General features: G+C 72.2%; 20 protein-coding genes. 9 read left to right on the top strand and 11 right to left on the bottom strand.

What is annotated here, in order from left to right; genetic code table 11:
• Window positions 1-21 precede the first annotated feature (21 nt).
• Complete coding sequence (locus ACVW2K_RS06625; protein ID WP_028636445.1) at window positions 22-411, top strand: hypothetical protein; 390 nt, start codon at window positions 22-24, stop codon at window positions 409-411.
• On the opposite strand, the gene ACVW2K_RS06620 is transcribed toward ACVW2K_RS06625, so the two are convergent.
• Window positions 401-3130: a hypothetical protein gene (locus ACVW2K_RS06620; protein WP_457201983.1), complete on the bottom strand. Its 2730-nt coding sequence runs from the start codon at window positions 3128-3130 to the stop codon at window positions 401-403. The two genes, ACVW2K_RS06625 and ACVW2K_RS06620, sit on opposite strands and share 11 nt — an antisense overlap.
• A 149-nt stretch (window positions 3131-3279) precedes the next feature.
• Here ACVW2K_RS06620 and ACVW2K_RS06615 point away from each other — a divergent pair, with 149 nt between their 5' ends.
• The 4 genes from ACVW2K_RS06615 to ACVW2K_RS06600 all read left to right on the top strand — a co-directional run bounded on the left by ACVW2K_RS06615 (window position 3280) and on the right by ACVW2K_RS06600 (window position 7162).
• The gene (locus ACVW2K_RS06615; RefSeq protein WP_457201982.1) at window positions 3280-3534 is read left to right on the top strand and encodes a hypothetical protein; all 255 of its coding nucleotides are present in this window, start codon (window positions 3280-3282) and stop codon (window positions 3532-3534) included.
• 64 nt (window positions 3535-3598) lie between these two features.
• The gene (serA, locus tag ACVW2K_RS06610) at window positions 3599-4798 is read left to right on the top strand and encodes a phosphoglycerate dehydrogenase (RefSeq protein ID WP_457201981.1); all 1200 of its coding nucleotides are present in this window, start codon (window positions 3599-3601) and stop codon (window positions 4796-4798) included.
• Between the two features lie 196 nt (window positions 4799-4994).
• Window positions 4995-5861 (top strand): oxygenase MpaB family protein, encoded by an 867-nt coding sequence (locus tag ACVW2K_RS06605; RefSeq protein WP_457201980.1) that lies wholly within the window; start codon window positions 4995-4997, stop codon window positions 5859-5861.
• Window positions 5813-7162: an MSCRAMM family protein gene (locus tag ACVW2K_RS06600; protein WP_457201979.1), complete on the top strand. Its 1350-nt coding sequence runs from the start codon at window positions 5813-5815 to the stop codon at window positions 7160-7162. The genes ACVW2K_RS06605 and ACVW2K_RS06600 overlap by 49 nt, the downstream gene beginning before the upstream one ends.
• Here ACVW2K_RS06600 and ACVW2K_RS06595 read toward each other — a convergent pair.
• Entirely contained in the window at window positions 7159-7533 is a 375-nt protein-coding gene (locus ACVW2K_RS06595; RefSeq protein ID WP_457201978.1) for a nuclear transport factor 2 family protein, read from the bottom strand. The two genes, ACVW2K_RS06600 and ACVW2K_RS06595, sit on opposite strands and share 4 nt — an antisense overlap.
• A 74-nt stretch (window positions 7534-7607) precedes the next feature.
• Between ACVW2K_RS06595 and ACVW2K_RS06590 the strand changes: the two genes are divergently transcribed.
• Window positions 7608-8216, top strand: coding sequence for an HD domain-containing protein (locus tag ACVW2K_RS06590; RefSeq protein ID WP_457201977.1), 609 nt, complete (start codon window positions 7608-7610; stop codon window positions 8214-8216).
• A gap of 46 nt (window positions 8217-8262) precedes the next feature.
• Here ACVW2K_RS06590 and ACVW2K_RS06585 read toward each other — a convergent pair whose 3' ends face one another.
• Both ACVW2K_RS06585 and ACVW2K_RS06580 read right to left on the bottom strand, forming a co-directional pair.
• Window positions 8263-8526 carry a DUF4031 domain-containing protein gene (locus ACVW2K_RS06585; RefSeq protein ID WP_457201976.1) on the bottom strand — a complete coding sequence of 88 codons (264 nt, stop codon included), beginning with the start codon at window positions 8524-8526 and terminating at the stop codon, window positions 8263-8265.
• Entirely contained in the window at window positions 8523-9233 is a 711-nt protein-coding gene (locus tag ACVW2K_RS06580) for a copper homeostasis protein CutC (protein WP_036569543.1), read from the bottom strand. The genes ACVW2K_RS06585 and ACVW2K_RS06580 overlap by 4 nt, the downstream gene beginning before the upstream one ends.
• An 84-nt stretch (window positions 9234-9317) precedes the next feature.
• On the opposite strand from ACVW2K_RS06580, the gene ACVW2K_RS06575 reads away from it, so the two are divergent.
• Window positions 9318-9662: a hypothetical protein gene (locus tag ACVW2K_RS06575; protein ID WP_028636452.1), complete on the top strand. Its 345-nt coding sequence runs from the start codon at window positions 9318-9320 to the stop codon at window positions 9660-9662.
• Between the two features lie 4 nt (window positions 9663-9666).
• On the opposite strand, the gene ACVW2K_RS06570 is transcribed toward ACVW2K_RS06575, so the two are convergent.
• The 3 genes from ACVW2K_RS06570 to ACVW2K_RS06560 form a co-directional block, all read right to left on the bottom strand.
• The gene (locus ACVW2K_RS06570) at window positions 9667-10371 is read right to left on the bottom strand and encodes a GntR family transcriptional regulator (protein ID WP_231496143.1); all 705 of its coding nucleotides are present in this window, start codon (window positions 10369-10371) and stop codon (window positions 9667-9669) included.
• Window positions 10372-10463: 92 nt separating this feature from the next.
• Entirely contained in the window at window positions 10464-13031 is a 2568-nt protein-coding gene (locus ACVW2K_RS06565; protein ID WP_457201975.1) for an ABC transporter permease, read from the bottom strand.
• Window positions 13028-13795: an ABC transporter ATP-binding protein gene (locus tag ACVW2K_RS06560; RefSeq protein ID WP_457201974.1), complete on the bottom strand. Its 768-nt coding sequence runs from the start codon at window positions 13793-13795 to the stop codon at window positions 13028-13030. Before ACVW2K_RS06560 ends, ACVW2K_RS06565 begins: the two co-directional genes overlap by 4 nt.
• A 114-nt stretch (window positions 13796-13909) precedes the next feature.
• On the opposite strand from ACVW2K_RS06560, the gene ACVW2K_RS06555 reads away from it, so the two are divergent.
• Window positions 13910-14524, top strand: a complete 615-nt coding sequence (locus ACVW2K_RS06555; protein ID WP_028636455.1) for an alpha-ketoglutarate-dependent dioxygenase AlkB — start codon at window positions 13910-13912, stop codon at window positions 14522-14524.
• Between the two features lie 425 nt (window positions 14525-14949).
• On the top strand, window positions 14950-15576 hold the full coding sequence (locus ACVW2K_RS06550; protein ID WP_457201973.1) for a methyltransferase: 627 nt from the start codon (window positions 14950-14952) through the stop codon (window positions 15574-15576).
• Here the strand turns inward: ACVW2K_RS06550 and ACVW2K_RS06545 are convergent.
• The 4 genes from ACVW2K_RS06545 to ACVW2K_RS06530 all read right to left on the bottom strand — a co-directional run bounded on the left by ACVW2K_RS06545 (window position 15569) and on the right by ACVW2K_RS06530 (window position 19242).
• Entirely contained in the window at window positions 15569-15787 is a 219-nt protein-coding gene (locus ACVW2K_RS06545) for a CDGSH iron-sulfur domain-containing protein (RefSeq protein ID WP_028636457.1), read from the bottom strand. The genes ACVW2K_RS06550 and ACVW2K_RS06545 overlap by 8 nt on opposite strands.
• Window positions 15784-16743, bottom strand: a complete 960-nt coding sequence (locus ACVW2K_RS06540; RefSeq protein ID WP_457201972.1) for an iron-containing redox enzyme family protein — start codon at window positions 16741-16743, stop codon at window positions 15784-15786. Before ACVW2K_RS06540 ends, ACVW2K_RS06545 begins: the two co-directional genes overlap by 4 nt.
• Before the next feature lie 151 nt (window positions 16744-16894).
• On the bottom strand, window positions 16895-17458 hold the full coding sequence (locus ACVW2K_RS06535) for a LemA family protein (protein ID WP_028636459.1): 564 nt from the start codon (window positions 17456-17458) through the stop codon (window positions 16895-16897).
• Between the two features lie 35 nt (window positions 17459-17493).
• A complete protein-coding gene (locus ACVW2K_RS06530; protein ID WP_457201971.1) occupies window positions 17494-19242 on the bottom strand; it encodes a DUF2207 domain-containing protein in 1749 nt (582 codons plus the stop codon).
• Window positions 19243-19293 lie beyond the last annotated feature (51 nt).

Below are 19293 nucleotides of genomic sequence, written 5' to 3'. Positions count from 1 at the left end.
GGCGGGCCCTACGCTGCGCGCATGTCCCAGCAGCAGGCGCCGCAGCCGACGGGGTGGATCCGGCTGACCGTCGCGGGCAACTCCCTGACGAGCAACATGATCAGGCCCGCGATCAGGTTCAACGGCTACCCCGTGCACGCCGGGTACGGCGAGTCGACGCACCCGGTCCCGCCCGGCCGCTGGCACGTCGACGCCCGCTGCCAGTGGCTGCGCGAGTACGGCCAGGCCGAGCTCGACGTCGACGTCGCCGAGGGGCAGGCCGTGGACGTCTTCTACGCGCCCCCGTGGCACCAGTTCTCGCGGGGACGGATCGGGCTGGCCCACCAGCAGCGCCCGGGGCTCTGGGTGTTCGTGGTGACGATGCTGTTCGTGCTCCTGATCGTCGTCGGAGCGATCCTCCTCAGCCTCTGACGAAGACCGTCCGCTCGAACCGCGACCTGCCCAGCTTGAGCTTGAGCGTCAGGGCCTCGCGGCCCTCGGCCACGGCGTCCTTGCGGGTCGGGATCCGGAGCGTGACCTGGGTCCGGCCGGCCTTGAGCTCGTCGAACACGTAGGGGTGGTAGGACCACAGCGGCTTGGTGAGGTCGAGGTCCTCGCCGAGGTGCGAGCGGAGCCAGGTGCGGGACACGTCGCCCGCCGCCGCGTTCGGCGCCGGTCCGCGAACCACCCGGCCGGTGACGAACAGGTCGTAGTCGACCGGCCGCGAGAGCGTGACCTGCCACTCCGCGCGATCGCCCTCGGCGACCGTCCGCTCGACCGGGCGGACGGTGATCCGCGGCGTCGGGTCGTCGTCGAGGACGGTGAGGTCGCCGACGTACGCGTCGGTCATCATGTTGCGCACCGCCCACGTCGAGACCTGCGTGATCAGCTTCGCGAAGTCGTCGCGCCGGTCGGGCTGGTAGCTGATCGGGATGCTGCCCGAGGTCTGCCCCGGCGCCAGGTCGATCGTGAACCGCTGGATGTCGCCGACCTGCTGGCCGACGGTGACCACGGAGAACCGGGCCGGGCGGGTGACCGCGCCGCTCACCGTGAACGGCAGGTGCGCGGTGGCCGTGCCCGGGCCGTCGCCCTCGGGGATGCGGACCCGGCCGACGTCGATGGTCGGCAGCCGCTGCTCGGGTACGTCGGCCAGCGCGGCCGGCGCCGTGCCGAGGTCGGCCACCCACACGCGGCCGCCGTCACTCGCGCTGACCAGGTCGACCTGGGTGATGCGGGTCAGGTCGACGCCGGTCGCGCCGGAGGGGTCGACCATCAGGGTCTGCGCCCAGAGCTTCTCGGTGCCGAGGCCCTGGCCGAGCCCCGGCAGGGTGCCGCCGCCGACGGGGGTCAGTACGGCGGCGTCGCCGTCCGCGTCGGTGACCCGGACCCGCAGGTCGACGTCCCCCGCTTCCGGGTCCACGATCGTGCGCAGCGCGAGCCGGCTCGTGCTCAGGTCGAGGGGGTCGTCGAGGACCATGCCGCCGGACTGGCCCGCCGCCGTCCAGCTCATCTCGAAGAACTCGCGGGGCACCAGCCGCTCGTACTGCTCCGGCCAGTGCGGGTGCACCCCGGCCCAGTCGATGCCGTAGGTGCAGGACGAGCGCTTCGTGGAGTCGTTGACGCCCTGGCACATCCGGGTGCTCGCGCCGTCGGCGAGGTCGAGCGGGGCCGAGCCACCTGGGGTGCGCACGTCGCGGCCGCCCCCGACCGCCTCGCTGAGCACCTGGGCGTCACCGATCGAGGGCACGGTCGCGCGGGAGCCGTCGAACAGCGGCAGCACGGCCTGGTCGTCGTCCGCGAACAGGTGGACCGCGCCGGCGACGTACGCCGTCCCGACCGACTGCTGCTCCGCCGGCGTGAGACGGTCGGGGTTCTTGGTGCCGCACTCGTCGCGCTTCGCGCCGTACCAGTCGTCCCAGGCCGGCGCCTGGGCGAGGCCCGGCGTCCACTCGGTGTTGAAGTAGTTGTGGTTCGCGCCCATCACCAGGACCGAGCTCTTCAGGGACGTGTCGCCCGTCGTGAGATCACGGGAGACGTCGGTGAACCGCTGGCCCTGCAGGTCGCTCACGTCGCCGTCGCAGAACGGCAGGAGCGTCACCGTCGGGACGAACGGCGCGGTCTGGGTGCCGAAGTTCGTCGGCGCGATCAGCACCTGGCCGACGATGCGGTACGGCGCGGTCAGCGGGATCTGGATCGAGGCCCGGTCGACGCCCTCGCCGCCGCGGCTGTGCCCGACGAGCACCACGCGGCTGAGGTCGACCTGGTGGTCGGCGGCGAGACCGACCCAGTGGTCGAGGTGCCGCTCGACGATCTGGGCGCGCGCGTCGGCGCCACCGTCGGGGAGGCGGTAGTCCTGGGCGTTGATGCCGTTCACGCGGATCGACACGGTCGCGTAGCCCTGGGACGCCAGCACCCGCTGGATGTAGTCGTACCCGAGCTGGCTCGGGATCTCCTTCATCGGCGGCTGGCACGGCCACGAGCCCTCGTCGCCGGAGTCGCCGGGGTCGTAGCAGACGCTGTGGCGGCCGTGCAGGAACAGCACCAGCGGTCGCGGGCCGGTCGGGGCGTCGGCCGCCGGCTCGACGACGTGGCCGACCATCTCGATCGGCTCGGGCATCCCGGCGAGCTTGACCGGGTCGAGCTGGTAGTCGCTGGTGGCCACGGCGTACGGGCCCGGGCTCGCGGGGTCGTCCGCGAGTGTGACCGTGCCCGGGAGGTCGAGCGCCTTGCCCGTCGGCGTGCTCCGGGAGGTGACGCGGGCGCGGTTGTCGCCCGTGTCGTCCAGCCGGTCGCCGGAGAGCAGCACGTCGAGGTCCGCCGGGTCGGGGCGGGTCGCCGAGGTGACGACCGCCTGGACGGTGCGCCCGTCCGCGGCGATGGTCGGGGCCCCGAGGAGCATCCCGGCCGGCCCGACGATGGTCGGTCTGTCGCTGCTGAGCGGGAACCGGCCCGGTGAGCGCCAGGCGACCTGGTACCGGTCGCCGCCCAGGGACTGGACCTGCCAGCTTCCCCGGTCACCGGCCACCGTGGCCCGGTCAGGGGCCGCGGCACCCCCGGTGGCGGCGACCGTTGAGGCCGTCGGCGCCAGGATGGTGGTGAGGGCCGCGGCGAACGCGACCAGAACGGCGCCGGTGCGCCTGCGTGCTCCCATGCCGTGCATCATGCCGGTCCCCGCCCTCCACGTCCTGCTGATGATGCACGTACGACGCGCCACGCGCGGATCCGGTTGCAGTCCGCGCCGGCGTCGGCCGGTTTCCGGGTTCCGCCACGACGGCCGGCAGAGCGGTGTCTCCTGGGTGCATGAGCATCCGTACCTTCGTCGCGACCCTCGCGATCGTGCTCGCCGGCCTCGTCTCGGTGCCGGCGCACGCGGCACCGCCGAGCGACGTCAGCCTCCGGCTCACCCACCCCTGCACGCGCACCTCGAGCGGCAGCTGCATCCGAGGCGGCGCGTTCTGCCCCCAGGCGAGCTACGGCCACAGCGGCTGGGACGCCCGCGGCCGGCGGTACGTCTGCAAGGGCGACCACACCCACCCGCACTGGATGAGGCCCTGACGCCGCGTCCCAGCGTTCGGCGGCGTTTCGGCCGCACGCCGGGTCCGACCTAGGCTGGCTGACCGTGAAGGTGTTGTTGCTGGAGAACATCCACCCGGTCGCCGTCGAGATCCTCGAGGCGCGCGGCTTCGACGTGGAGCTGCGGACCGGGTCCCTGTCCGAGGACGAGCTGATCGGCGCGCTGCCCGGGGTCCAGCTCCTCGGGATCCGGTCCAACACCCACCTGACCCGGCGGGTGCTCGACGCGGCCCAGGACCTGCTGGCGGTCGGCTGCTTCTGCATCGGCACCAACCAGGTCGACCTCGTCGCGGCCGCCGAGCGCGGCATCGCGGTGTTCAACGCGCCGTACTCCAACACCCGCAGCGTCGTGGAGCTCGTCATCGGCGAGATCATCGTGCTGGCCCGCCGGCTGGCCGAGAAGACCGAGAAGATGCACGCCGGGGTGTGGGACAAGTCCGCCAAGGGCAGCCACGAGATCCGCGGGCGCACGCTCGGCATCGTCGGCTACGGCAACATCGGGACCCAGCTGTCGAACCTGGCCGAGGCGATGGGCCTGCGGGTGATCTTCTTCGACACCGCGGACCGGCTCGCGCACGGCAACGCCCGCCGGGTGACCAGCCTCGACGAGCTGCTCGCCGAGGCCGACGTCGTGAGCATCCACGTGGACGGCAGGCCCGGCAACGCCGGGATGTTCGGCGCCGAGCAGTTCGCCAGGATGCGGCCGCGGAGCCTGTTCATCAACGCCTCGCGCGGCATGGTCGTCGACGACGTCGCGCTGCGCGAGAACATCCTGTCCGGCCACATCGCCGGCGCCGCGCTCGACGTCTTCCCGGTCGAGCCCAAGGCGCAGGGCGACCCGTTCGAGTCCGCGCTGCGCGGCCTCGACAACGTGATCCTCACACCGCACGTCGGCGGCTCCACCCAGGAGGCCCAGGAGGAGATCGGCTACTTCGTGGCGGGCAAGCTCGGCGGCTTCGCGCTGGAGGGCCGCACGGAGCTCTCCGTCAACATCCCCGCCGTCCAGGCCCCGCAGCTCACCGCCGGCCACCGGATCGGCTTCCTGCACGTCAACGTCCCGGGCGTGCTCGCCAGCGTGAACGGCGTGCTGGCCGACGCCGGCGCGAACGTCACCGGGCAGTACCTCTCCACGCGCGGCGAGCAGGGGTACGTCGTGACCGACACGCTCGACCCGCTGCCCTCCGACGCCCTCGCCAAGCTCGCCGAGGCCGAGCACGCCATCTGGCTCCGGACCTGGGACGCGTGAGCTGCCCCGGGTCCGAGCCTGCGAGGACCCGGAACAGCAGCCAGGTCGAGTAGCCGCCCGGCCGACGCAGGAGGTCGGGACCGGCGTATCGAGACCTGAGCTGCCCGGGTCCGAGCCTGCGAGGACCCGGAGCAGCAGCCAGGTCGAGGGTCTGCGTCCGCAGCTCGACCGTTGCGGCCCGACGTACTGTCGGGGCGTGAGGGCGGTACGAGAGAGGCTCGGTCAGCAGCTGTTCCTGCGCGTCGCGGGACCGGACGGCGCGGCGCACGCCCAGCGGATCCACGGCACGCCGGGGCCGCGGTGGTTCGAGCCGGACAGCCCGATCGCCCGGGTGCACGGCGACGCGGCGATGTTCATCGGCGGGATCCGCGCCGTGCTGCTGCAGACCCTCCACCCGGCCGCGATGCGCGGCGTCGCGGAGCACTCCGGCTACCGCGGCGACATGTGGGGGCGGCTGGCCCGCACCAGCCGGTTCATCGCGGTCACCACGTTCGGGACCGTCGAGGACGCCGAGCAGGCGGTCGCGATCGTGCGCGCCATCCACGACCGGGTCACTGGCAAGATGCCCGACGGGTCGACGTACTCCGCCAGCGACCCGCACCTGCTGGGCTGGGTGCACGCGGCCGAGGTGGACAGCTTCCTGCGGGCGCACGACGTGTACGGCGTGGAGCCGCTCGTCGGCGCCGAGCGGGACACCTACGTGGCCCAGAGCGCGGAGATCGCGGCCCGGCTCGGCGTGGTCGACCCGCCGACGACCGAGGCGGAGCTGGCCGAGGTGCTGACGGCGTACCGGCCGGAGCTGCGCGGCACGCCCGAGGCGCGCGAGGCCGTCACGTACCTGGTGCTGCACCCGGACCTGCCGCTTCTCGCGCGGGCGCCGTACGGCGTGCTCATCGCGGCCGCCGTGGGCCTGATGCCGCGGTGGACCCGGCGGCCGCTGCGGCTGCCCTGGCTGCCGGTCTCGGAGCGGACCGTGGTGCGGGTGCTCGGGGGGCTCGCCACCGGGACGATCCGGTGGGCGATGACTCCCGGCCGGGACGAGCGCGTCTTGAGGAAAGCCTGAACCTTCCTTGCACGGCGGTCCGGACGGGGCTCCCTACGATGAGGCCCATGCGCTCCCCCGCTCGCCGCGTCCGCGCCGTCCTGGTGCTGCTCGTCGCGCTCGTCGCGACGCTGGCCGCCGCCGGTGCCGGCACGCCGGCGCAGGCCGCGGGCGACAAGGGGATCGTGAATGGGGGCATCACCTGTCCGCCCAAGCACTCGAAGTGCCCGGGTCTGAAGCTCCTGTGGTTCGACAGGAACTGGACCTATCTCGGCCAACGAAAGCTCGGCACCGGGGCGCACGGCTACTCGCTGACGCTTCCGGCCGGCACCTACCACCTGCAGTTCGTCGATCAGCGGCCGGCGTACGACGTGACGAAGTACGCGCCCACCGACACCCAGGTGACGGTTCGCCCGAACGACCTCAGTGTCCGGAACGTGACGATGCAGGCGGGCGCCGTCATCACCGGCACAGCCAGGAACGGCCACGGTAGGCCGCTGGGCGGTGCCACGATCGTCGCAGCCAGCAAGGGCCAGCAGTCCTTCTCCACCCAGGCCAACAGCAAGGGCCAGTTCGCCATCGGCGGTCTCCCGCAGGGCCAGTACTCCGTCTTCACCTTCGACAGGTCGAAGACCTGGGTGGGCAAGAGCAGCTGGGCTGGAGCGGTGAAGCCGGGCTCGCCCAAGAACATGACCATCAGGCTCACCAAACGGGCGGGGCAGATGACCGTCTACCTGTTCTCGCCGAATGGTCTCGTGAAGCAGAAGACGACCCTGACTGTCACCAGCAAGCAGACCGGCCAGTGGTGGTCGGCGACGTCCGGCAACGGCACGTTCGTGTTCAAGGGGTTGTACGCAGGGGGCTACGACGCCGAGTTCAAGGGGGCGGGTCCGTGGCTCGCGAAGACCGGCGCGGTGCAGAAGGCCGACGTGAAGCCCAACGGCTTCACGTCCGGCAAGTTCAACGTCACCCGGCACGGGGCCTGGGTCGAGGGCAATGTCGTCGACGCATCCCAGACCGGTCGAACCCTCCAGGGCGCGAGGGTGCAGGTCTGGTCGAGTACGGGGAGCGAGCTGGGTGAAGCCACCACTGACGAGAACGGCTACTTCCAGGTCACCGGACTCATCTACACGCAGTCGGATGTGACCATCGTCGTGCAGCCCGGACCCGATTCCGACTATCTCGGGACGGAGCCGAACCGCTGCCAGTACGTCAGGACCGAGCACGCCGACTTCGACGTCACCGAGAACGAGCACACCTTTGTCGGCGACCTCGGCATCGATCGCCTGTCCCCGCAGACCAAGCCGGGTTGTGAGGCCTAACCGATGACCATGTCGTCGTCGCCCCAGTAGGCGCGCATCGACGTGATCTTCCCGTCGTCGTCGAAGGCCATCACGTCGAACGGCGCGAGGGTGTAGGTGACCCCGTCCGCGAACGTCTGGACCTCGAAGTGGAACGCCGCACCCCCGCCCGCGACCCGCAGCGTGATCAGCCGAGTCTTCTGCTCCAGGCCCTCGAGGCCGGAGTAGAAGGCGGTGATCGCCTCGGCGCCGGTGAGCACGTCGGACCCGACCGGGTCCTCGATCGTCGCACCCTCGGCGTACAGCGCGGCGATCTCGGCGGCGGTCCCGGTCGCGACCAGGCGTACGTACTCGTCCACGACCTCGCGGATCCGCTCCTTGCTCGCGGTCATCGGTCCCCCTGATTTCTGCAACACGTTCTATTGGTCTGGCACACCGTAGCGCCCCGGGTGCCGACCCTGCTTCCATGTCCGTCGTGGACCTCCTGCCGGCCTGGCCGCTGCCCGGCGCCCGCGAGCTCGGCGCGCAGCTCGTGGCGTCGTACGCGCACCCCGACCGCGGCTACCACGATTCCCGCCACCTCGCGGAGGTGCTGGAGCGGATCCACGAGCTGGCGAGCCATGACGAGGACTTCGACCGGATGGCGGTCGTGCTCGCGGCGTGGTTCCACGACAGCGTGTACGACGCCCAGCCGGACGCGGAGAAGCGCTCGGCCGCCTGGGCCGCAGAGGCGCTGCCGACGATCGTCGACCCGGCGACCGTGGCCGAGGTGGTCCGGCTGGTGCTGGTCACCGAGCACCACCGCCCCGCCGACGACGACCGCAACGGCTGCACGCTCTCCGACGCCGACCTGGCGATCCTGGCGGCGCCGCGGGACCGGTACGACGAGTACGTCGCCTCGGTGCGCCGCGAGTGGGCGCACCTCTCCGACACCGACTTCGCGGCCGGCCGTGCGGCGATCCTCCGGGACCTGCTCGACAAACCGCACCTGTTCCAGACCGCCTACGCCCGGGCCACCTGGGAGGTCACCGCCCGGGCGAACGTGGCGGCGGAGCTCGGCGCGCTGCTCGGGTAGTCCCTGCCCGAAATGTCCTCCAACCGGCCTGCGAACGACATTTTCGTCAGGGACTACCGGTCTTGCGACGCCGAAGGCCGGCCTCGCTGAGCAGCCGCACCAGCTCCCGGGACGAGATTGCGGTGGCGCCGGCGGCCACCACCTGGTCGTACCACTCGGCGGGCACGTCGTAGTGGTCGCGGTCGAAGCCGCGCTCGGGGATGCCGATCACGCGGGCGAACGCGTGCAGCTCGTCGTACGACACGTCGCTGGCCAGGTGCGACCAGAGCCGGCCGTGCCCGGCGGCGTTCGGCGGGTCGATGTAGATCATCCGGCAGTGCGCTGCGCGCGCTCCGTCGCGTCGTCGAGCAGCAGCCGCCACGAGCGGACCAGGCCGGCGTCGACGTAGGACCGGTACGACGCGCCGGTGCGCGCCTGGCGCTCGAGCCGGAACTGGCGGACGCCGGCCCGGACGAACCACGGCACCTGCTCGGCGACCAGGCCGCCGCCGGGCATCAGGGTGCGGGCCACCAGGGGGTCGCCGGCAACCAGGGCGAGGAGCTCGTCGTACCCCGCCTCCAGGCCGCGCGGCGAGCCCGCCGAGCAGACCGCGACCAGGTCGGGCAGGTCCGCGAGCCGGCGCCAGGAGCGGCGCAGGTCGAGGGTGTCGTCGACGGCCCGGCCGAAGGTCCACGGGACGTTCGGCAGCTGGCCGGCGAGGTAGCCGCACACCTCGGCGTCCACCTCGAGGTCGGCGTCCAGGAACTCGAAGGACACGCCCGTGGCGCCGGATCCCAGGTAGTCCTCGGCCAGCCCGACCAGCCGGGTGAGCTCGCCCCCGGTGGTGCTCCAGGTGTCGTTCAGGCGCAGCACCACGAAGACCGGGAGGTCGGTCTCGCGGCAGGCGGCCGACACGGTCGCGGGCTCGGGCGACATACCCTCCGGTGTCGCGAGGTGCAGCCGGTCGGCGCCGCCCTCCTGCGCACCGGGGACGTCACGCGGGTCCAGGACGGCGACCTCGAGGAGCGAGGTGTCCATGCGGGCATCGTAGGTCCGCCGGCCGGGCCACGGACGGAGCCGCGCTGGCCCGGTCGCCTTTCCGGCGAGGGGCATGATGGGGGGATGGACAACACCCTGCTGTTCGACGCGCGCGCCCGCGTGCTGGCCGACCTGCAGGCCCGTCAACAGGCGACCGCTCCGGCGGTGTCGGCGCTCGAGGACGCGGTGTCCCAGCGCAAGTGGTGGGCGGAGCAGTGGCCGGAGGGTGCGCAGTACGTCGCCGGGCTGGTCGCCCAGGACGTCCAGGACGCCCTGTTCGAGACCGTCGGCCGCTGGCCGCTGTGCCTGGACTGCGGTGACCGCGCCCCCGTGCACGCGCTGTACATCCAGCCCGACCTCGGCGGTCCCGACCCGGTGTGGGTCTGCGAGGAGACCGGCGACGTCGTCGCCCCCCTGGGCGGGCTGTGAGGGTCTATCCCTCCGAGCCCACCTGGATCCACATCGTGTAGCGGTCCGCCCGGTACACCGTCCGCGACACCTCGACGACCTTCTCGCCCGAGAGCCCGCGACGCGAGTGCCGCAGCACCGGGCCGCCCGTCTCCATCTCGAGCAGCTTGGCCTCCTCGTCGCCGGCGACGTCGGCGTTCACCGAGTCCTCGGCCCAGGTCGGCCGCAGGCCGCGCGACTCGAGCGCGTCGTACAGGCTGGTCGGCATGCCGCTCTGCAGGAAGCCCGGGATCAGCACCTCGTTGAGGTAGGCGTCCTCCACGCACATCGGCTGGCCGTCGGCACGGCGCAGGCGCCGCCAGTGGATGACGGCGTCACCCTCGGTCACGTTCAGCGCCCGGGCGACACCGGGTCCGGCCTGCTCGCGGCGGGCCAGGAGGGTCTGCGACTCGCCCAGCAGGCCGCGGCGCGCCATCTCCTCGGTGTAGCTCGTCAGCCGGCTCGCGGCCCGGCGCGGACGGGCGACGAACGTGCCCCTCCCCGGGATCCGCTCGAGAAGGCCCTCGACGACGAGGGCATCCATGGCTTGTCTCACGGTCATGCGGGCGACCCCGAAGCGGTGCACCAGCTCACGCTCGCTGGGTGCAGGTGAACCGGGTGCCGCCCCCGTGACGAGAGTGCGCACGTATTCGCGCACCTGGACGTGCTTGAGCGCGCGCCCCTCAGTCACCAGCAACTCGTCCACAGGGGGAAATGTAGGTGGCCTAGCCCGGTTTCGTCCCCGGATCGGCGAAACCGCCGGCGCGGCGGCCCCGCCCGCGGTCAGTCGGTCGCGATCGCCCTCAGTACGTCGAGACGCGCGGCCCGGCGCGCCGGGAAGACCGCCGCGAGCACCCCGATGACCACCGCCAGCGCCAGGAAGACGGCCAGCTGCCCGTACGGGACGCTGATCACCTCGAGCCCCTGGTCGCGCACGGCGTACATGAGGGCGACGCCGAAGCCGATGCCCAGCAGCACCCCCAGGACGGCTCCGAGGACGGCGATCACGACCGACTCGAGGGTGATCATCCAGCGCAGCTGCCGTCGACTGACGCCGATCGCGCGCAGCAGGCCGACCTCCCGGGTGCGCTCGATGACCGACAGCGCGAGCGTGTTGACGATCCCGAGCACCGCGATCACCAGCGCCAGGCCGAGGAGGGCGAAGATCATCAGCACGAACTGGTCGATCGGCTCCCGCTGCTCCTGGGCGAACTCGGCCTGGTTCTTGACGGTCACGACCGGCAGGTCGGCGACGACCGCGTCGAGCCGGTCCTGGATGCCGGCCGAGTGGTCGGTGAAGATGATGAGGACGTTGTCGCTCTCGGTGAAGCCGGCGGCGCTGAGGTCGTCGAGGGTCATCAGCACGGGCGCCACCACGATCGGGTTGTCCTCGAAGATCCCCGCGATCCGGTAGGTCCGCTCGCCGACCGGCACGTCGAGGTCGACGTGGTCGCCGACCCCGAGGTCCTCGTCGTCGGCCCAGGACCGCTGGACCAGGACCGAGCCGGTGGCCAGCCCGTCGGCCGCGCCGTCGCTGACGTCGAGCTCGAGCGGGCCGACGTCGCCGGGGGCGAGCGCGGACACCGACATCCGGTCGCCGTTCCGCTCGACCTGCTTGAACCGCTCGCGGACCACGCGCCGGACGCCGTCCACCTGTTCCATCTGGTCGCCGATGGCCGGGGTGAACTCCGAGCCGATCACGTTGCTGACGACGTAGTCGCCGACGAAGTTCTCCTCGATCGACCGGTCCACGCTGGCCTTGGCGGAGTCGCCGACGATCGCCATCGTGCAGGCGAGCGCGAGGCCGATCATCAGGGCCGAGGCCGTGGCGGCGGTCCGCCGCGGGTTGCGCAGGGCGTTCTGTCCCGCCAGGTGGCCGACGGTGCCGAACAGCCGGGCGTACACCGCCCTGGCGACGGCCAGGAACGGCCGGGAGATCACCGGGCTCGCCGCCGCGACGCCGAGCAGGATCGCGAGGATGCCGCCGCCGGTCTGCCAGCCGCCGTGCGGGAGGTCGCCGAACAGGCCGAACCACAGGCACCCCAGCCCGAGCGCCACCAGCACGGCGCCGGCGACGAACCGGCGGCGCAGCGACGACTCCGGGAGGGCCACGTCGTCGCGGAGCGCCTGGACCGGGGCGATCCGGGCGGTGCGCCGCGCGGGGAGCCACGCGGCGGCCATGGTGACCACGATGCCGACGGCGTACGCCGCGAGGAACGTGCGCGGCGCGAAGATCAGCGGCTGCCCGGACAGGTCGAGGCCGAAGTTCGCGAACAGGGCGCGGATGCCCATCGCGAGCAGGACACCGAGGCCGAGGCCGACTGTCGAGCCGACGACCCCGAGCACGAAGGCCTCCAGCTGCACCGACCAGGTGACCTGCCGCTTCGAGGCGCCGAGGGCGCGGAGCAGCGCGAGCTCCCGGCTGCGCTGGGCGACCAGGATCGAGAACGTGTTGACGATCAGGAACGCGCCCACCACCAGCGAGATGCCGGCGAAGATCAGCAGGAACGTGGTGAGGAACGAGATCGCCTTCAGCAGGTCGGAGGCGGACTCGTCGGCCGCGTCGTCCCCGGTGACGGCCTCGGTGCCGTCGGGCAGCTCGGCCGCGACCGCGTCCCGCAGGTCGCCCTGGCTGACGCCGTCGCCGGCGGTCACCCACGCGTCGGTGTAGACGTCCTGCCCGCCCAGGAACAGGTCCTGCGCGGTCCGGGTGTCGAACGCGGCGTACGTCGCGCCGTTGAGCGACCCGCCGCCGGGGAACCCGGCGATGCCGACCAGCGTGGGTTGCAGCCGGGTCGGCGGCTGGAGGGTCTCGCCGGGCTCCGGCACGGACGTCGTGGACGGGATGATCGTGACGGTGTCGCCGACGGCGTACCCGGCCCGCTCGGCGGTCCGCTCGTCCAGGACCACCTCCCCTCGCCCGTGAGGCTCGTGACCGTCGACGATCTCGAGGCCCTCGAGCCCGTGGCCGGCCGGCGCGTCGGACCAGTTGCCGCCGATCGCCGGTGGGCCGAAGCCGCTGACCACCTTGCCGTCGTCGCTGACGACGAAGACGCCGATCGCGCTGACGTTGCCGTCCACCCGGGCCGCGCCCGGGACGTCGCGGAGCTTGTCGAGGAGACTGGCGGGGAGCGTGACGCTGGACGGCGCACCGTCGGCCGTCGTACCGCCCTCGGGGCGGACCACGACGTCGCCGACCGTGGAGGCGAAGAGCGCCGTGAAGCTGCGGTTCAGGGTGTCGGAGAAGATCAGCGTGCCGGCGACGAACGCGACGCCGAGCACGATGGCGAACGTGCTCATCAGCAGGCGCACCTTGCGCCCGAGCAGGCTCTTGAGGGCGGCGCGGATCATGCCGTCGGCTCGGGCGCCCGCTCGGCCATCCGGTTCATGACGTCGAGGACCTGCTCGCGGGTCGGGCTGCGCAGCTCATCGACGACACGGCCGTCGGCGAGGAACACCACGCGGTCGGTGTACGCCGCCGCGACCGGGTCGTGGGTGACCATCACGATGGTCTGCCCGTGGTCGACGACGCTGCGGCGCAGCAGCTCCAGGACCTCCGCGCCGGAGCGGGAGTCGAGGTTGCCGGTCGGCTCGTCGGCGAACACGATCCGGGGCCGGCTCGCCAGCGCCCGGGCCACCGCGACCCGCTGCTGCTGGCCACCGGAGAGCTCGCTCGGCTTGTGGCTGAGCCGGTCCGCGAGGCCCACGGTGTCGACGACCGCGTCGTACCAGGCGTGGTCGGGGTGCCGCCCGGCGATCGCCATCGGGAGCTTGATGTTCTCCTCGGCGGTCAGGGTCGGGACCAGGTTGTAGGACTGGAACACGAAGCCGATCTCGTCGCGCCGCAGCCGGGTCAGCGCCTTGTCCTTGAGCCGGGTGATGTCCTGGTCGCCGATGAACACCTGGCCGGCATCGGCGGTGTCGAGGGCAGCGCAGCAGTGCATCAGCGTGGACTTGCCCGACCCGCTCGGTCCCATCACGGCGGTGAACTCGCCGGCCGCGAGGTCGAGCGTCACGTCGTCCAGCGCGCGGACCAGCGCCTGCCCGGTGCCGTAGGTCTTGGTGAGGTTGCGGACGCGCGCGGCCGGCGGCGAGCTGGGGGGAGCCTCGGTCATGGGGCAAGCCTCCCGTGCACCAGGTCGCCGCGCCACGGGAAATGGTCCCGTCCCGTCCCTGATTTCACCCTGACGGGGTCGAACACGTGTTCGATCGCGGCGTATGCTCGATGCATGGACTTCCAGGGCTCGCTGTTCGAAGCACCGGCCGTCGACGCACCGACGTTCGACGCGATCACCCGCCGCACCCTGACGCGCGGCGCCTGGGTCGACGTGTGCCCGGCCTGGCTGCCCGAGGCGGACGAGGTCTTCGCCACGCTCGTCAGCGACGTCCCGTGGCGGGCCGAGCGGCGGCAGATGTACGACCGGGAGGTCGACGTACCCCGCCTGCTGCACACGTACGGCGTCGGCGAGGCGCTCCCGCATCCCGCGCTCGGCCGGGCCCGGGGCGCCCTGTCGGCGTACTACCGGCCCGAGCTGGGCGAGCCGTTCGTGACCGCCGGGTGCTGCTACTACCGCGACGGCCGCGACAGCGTCGCCTGGCACGGCGACACGATCGGCCGCGGCCGGACCCAGGACACGATGGTCGCGATCGTCTCCCTCGGCGACCCGCGCCGGCTCGCGCTCCGGCCGCGGCTCGGCGGCGGCTCGATCTCCGTCGAGATGGGGCACGGCGACCTGCTGGTGATGGGCGGCTCCTGCCAGCGCACCTGGGAGCACGCGGTGCCCAAGGTCGCCCACGCCGGGCCCCGGATCTCGGTCCAGTTCCGTCCGATCCACGTGGCCTGAGTGAGCTGCCCGGCCCGAGCCTGCGAGGGCAGGGAGCCAGCAGCCAGGTCGAGTTGAGCTGCCCCGGCCCGAGCCTGCGAGGGCTGGGATGCAGCAGCCAGGTCGAGTAGCCGCGCGAGCGAGGAACGAGCTCGCGACCGGCGTATCGAGACTGAGCTGCCCCGGCCCGAGCCTGCGAGGGCAGGGAGCCAGCAGCCAGGTCGAGTAGCCGCGCGAGCGAGGAACGAGCTCGCGACCGGCGTATCGAGACTGAGCTGCCCCGGCCCGAGCCTGCGAGGGCAGGGAGCCAGCAGCCAGGTCGAGTAGCCGCGCGAGCGAGGAACGAGCTCGCGACCGGCGTATCGAGACTGAGCAGCAGCCAGATCGCGACCGAGGACCATGCCGCGACATCGTGTGACTTTCCGCGACGCGGGTACCACCCGGTCATGACCACCCTTTCCGCCGCGGAGACGATGCGCTTCGGTCCGCTCCGGATCGCGTTCGACGGTCGCGTGCTGCGGCCGCGTCCGTGGACGGAGGCCCAGTCGGTGTGGGCGGCGGAGATCCTCGCGAGCGCGCCACCCGGCCCGGTCCTCGAGCTGTGCTCCGGTGCCGGGCAGATCGGGCTGCTCACCGTCGTCGGGTCCGGCCGGCCGCTGGTGTGCGTCGACCTCAACCCGGCCGCGTGCGAGTGGGCCCGGCACAACGCGGAGCAGGCCGGCCTCGCGGACCGGGTCGAGGTGCGCGAGGGGCCGATGGACCGGGTGATCGAGGACCCGGAGCGGTTCGCGCTGGTGGTCGCGGACCCGCCGTGGGTACGACGGGAGGAGGTCGGTCGCTACCCGGAGGACCCGGTGGTCGCGATCGACGGCGGCAGGGACGGTCTGGACGTCGCGTGGTCCTGCGTCGAGGTCGCGCGCCGACACCTGGCACCCTCCGGGACGCTGCTCCTCCAGCTGGGCACGGTGGAGCAGGTCGACGCGCTCCGGGCCCGCCTGCGCGGTGGCGTCTTCACGATCACCGAGGTCCGGTGGTGCGACCGCGGCGTGCTGGTCCGTCTCGACCTCACGTAGGTCGGAGCTTGGCCGGCAGCACCCTGTGGGTGCCGTCGCACCAGGGGAACGACGCCGACCGGTCGCACCGGCAGACCGCCGTGACCGGCCTCGTCGTCTCGTGGGGCACGCCGTCGGCGTCCTCGATGGTGTGCTTCCCGCGCAGCAGCATCGGACCGCCGGGGCAGACCACGACGTCCGGATGCTCGAAGTGCGTTCCCGCGGCGCTCACGCGACCTCCTCCTCCACGCCCCACCGGGCGAGCATCGTCCGGGCGAACCGGTCCTCGAGGTCGAGGCAGGTGAAGGCTCCGAACCACAGGTCCTCCTCGAGCTCCGGCTCGTCCTCCAGCAGCGCGGCGCAGATCGTCCGGACGGCCAGCTGCTCGTGCACCGCGTCCGCCTCGACGTGCTCGGCGTAGTAGTCGACCATCTCGGCCGGGAACTCCAGCCGCTCCAGCCCCTGCGCCATCCGCCGCGACGGCAGCGAGCTGGTCGCCTCGAACGCCGCGAGATGGCCGAGCGCGGAGCCGCGCAGGCGCCGGTGCAGGCCGAACATGCTCAGCGTGTTGTTCTGCTCGAGCACCTCGAGCGGCACCAGGTCCAGGTAGGCGTCGTACGCCGGCTCGAGGCCGCTCGCCCGCATCCCCTCGGCGAACAGGTGGTGGTGGAGGCGGTTCGGGTCGCCGGCGCCGTACTCGTCGTACTGGAGCTCCATGAGCGCGGCCTTGGCGCGCACCCCCAGGCGCGGCACCACCCAGGCGGTCGGGTCGGCCTCCTTGAGGTGGTACAGCGAGCGGAGGCGAAACAGCTCGAGCACCTGCTCGCGGTCGGCGTCGCGCTGGACGTGCCGGGCCAGCGAGGGGCCCTCGTGCCCGTCGATCCAGTCGAAGACGTCCTCCACGAAGGACAGTCCCTCGGGTGCGGTGAACCTGTCCCGGAGCCGGTTCTCGAGGTCGTGCTCGAGGACCCGGCGCACGCGGATCAGCTGCGGGTCCCACTCCAGCTGGTCGGGGACCTCCCCGAAGCCGCGGTAGTGCAGCTCGTGCAGCACCCACAGCGCGAGCGCGGCGTCCTCGCCGGTCGCCGTGGGCGCCGCCGCGAGCACGGCGTAGAAGTCGTCGGTCCCGGACCGGAGAGCACCGAGGAGCTCCTCGGTCAGCGGCCCGCGGGGGTGTGGCAGGTGCATGTCGCGGGAGTACCCACCCCTGCGGCCGGCACACCCAGCACACTGGCCGGTCGAGCAGCGAGCGCCAGCGAGCGTGTCGACCCCCCCGGCCTCGGTACGCCGGTCGCGTCCTCCTTCGTCGGGCGCGCGGCTACTCGACCTGGCGCCCGGCTCAGAACTGCACCTGCGGGGCGTTCTCCTGCCCGGCGGGTGCCTCGTAGAAGTCGCGCTTGTGCACGTTGGCGATGCCGGTGAACAGCATCCAGGGGATCGTCTGGGTCAGCTTGTTCAGCGTCGCGACGGCGTCGTTGTAGTACTGGCGGGCGAACGAGATCTGGTTCTCGGTCTCGGCCAGCTGGCTCTGCAGCTCGAGGAAGTTCTGGTTCGCCTTGAGGTCGGGGTAGTTCTCCGCGACCGCGTTCAGGTTGACCAGAGCGCCCTGGAGCCGGGCGTCGGCGGCGGCCTTGGCCGGGACGTCGTCGCCCTTCGCGGCGGCCTGGACACCGGCCCGCGCGGCCGTGACCTCCTCGAAGACGCCCTTCTCGTGCGCGGCGTACCCCTTGACGGTCTCGACCAGGTTCGGGATCAGGTCGGCGCGCCGGGTCAGCTGGACGTCGATGCCGCCCAGCGCCTCCTGGGCGCCGATGTCGCTGGTGCGCAGCTTGTTGAAGCCGGCGATGACGAAGCCGACCACGGCGACGAGCAGCACGACGATGACGATGATGGCGATGAGCATGTGAACCTCTCAGATGGGTGGGACGAGCCGGGTGGTCACCAGGAGCCGCCGCCCCCGCCGCCGCCTCCGCCACCACCGGAGAACCCACCGCCGCCGCCGGACGACGACGACTTCTGGGTGGCTTCGTAGGAGGAGATCGCGGAGCTGACGGTGGAGTTGAAGTCGCTGACCATCGACGATACGGCGGTGCCGACCGCGGCGCCGCCGTAGTAGCCGGGGAAGTACGACGGGACCGGTGGCTCCGAGCCCATCTCGACCCGGTACTTCTCGGCCCACTCGTCAGCACAGCCGAAGGCGACCGCCCACGGGATGTAGGCCGTGTAGAGGTCCTTGCGGGCCGCGAAGTCGAAGCGCTCCTCGGCCGACGGGGTGGACAGGATCCGGCGGAAGCCGCCGGCGCGCGACCAGACCTCCCGGCCGGCACGGGTGCGGCGGGTGCCGGCGCCGGTCGCCGCCAGGCTCGCGCCGAAGATCACGAACAGGCCGGGGATCAGCCCGAGCAGGGTCATCTCGAACGGGTTGAACCAGACGATGGCGCCGACGACGAGGAGCAGGCCGCCGAGGACGAGACCGCCGCGCCCGCCCAGCCCGCTCTTGACCATCAGGCCCTGGCTTCGCGCCCAGGTCCGGGTGTTCTCCTCGAAGCCCTCGATCTCGGTCTTCAGCCGCTTCCCCGCGGTGACGTCCTTCGGGGTGGCGCTGAAGGACTCGCCGGGCCCGCCGAGCAGGTGGGCGACGCTGCCGGTCACCGGGTCGAGGCCGGACCAGCCGTCCGCGCCGTTCTTGTCGGTGATCGTCCAGGTCTCGTTCGACCGGTTCAGGTCGATGGCGCCCTTCTCCGCGGCATACAGCAGCGTGGCGACGTACTGCTCGGAGTCGACGTCCTCGCTGACGAGGTAGGCCGCCTGCGCAGGCCCGACGCCCTCGGGCGGGGCGTACATCAGTGGGAACTGCGGGTTCCGCTCGCGGGCGCGCCGGGCCAGCACGTAGCCGAGCAGGCCGGCCAGCACCGAGAAGACGAGCACCGCCAGCAGCGCGACGACGCTGGTGCTGAGCACCTGGTCGAACCGGGGCGTCCACGGCACCTTCGTGCCGGGCGGCGGGGTCGCCATGTCCAGGCCGGCCTTGACCGTCACCGGCGTGTTCGGGTCCAGGGCGCCGGTCTGCACGTGGAGGGTCTCGGTGCCCTCGCCCTTCGCCCGGCAACCACCGGTCTGGCCGGCGCCGACCGCGCACTGCACGTCCTGGGCCGCGGTGGGGAGGGTGACGGTGAGGTCGGCCTGCTCGATGGTCTGCAACCAGCCGCCGGGCACGAGGTTCCAGTAGAACTGCGTCTGGTGGCCGCCGGAGCCCTCGGTGAGGACCCCGTCGATGGCGTAGCTGATCTCGTAGACGTGCTCGCCGGGCGAGACCGTGGCGTCGGGGTCGCCGATCCGCACGTTGAGGTAGCGGTCGTGACGGACCGTGGTCTCCTCGGTCGGCACGTCCCCGCCGTCCATGGTGACCTCGACGTCGTGCGGGACGAAGCGCAGGTGGGAGTCGTTCTGGTAGGTCTTGTCGAAGTACCGGAAGATGCCGTGCTTGCCGGACGGGAAGTCGACCGTGAGCGTCTCGACGACGTCCATGTCTCCCTGGTCGTCGACGTCGAAGGTCGCGACGTACGACGTGATCGTGGTGTCCTCGTCGCTGGCGCCCTCGTCGTTCCAGGTGTAGAACGCGGCCGGCGCGAAGAGCAGGAGCAGCAGCACCGCGAGACCGACCAGGTATGCCACCACTCGCTTCATGAGCCGGAGCCTAGGGCCGGGGCGGCTCGCGGCGTCGGAAAACCGCGTGCT

The sequence above is a fragment of the Nocardioides sp. HB32 genome, assembly GCF_054058995.1.
Note: the sequence above shows the minus strand (reverse complement) of the source record. Positions and strands in the feature narration are given on the sequence as shown.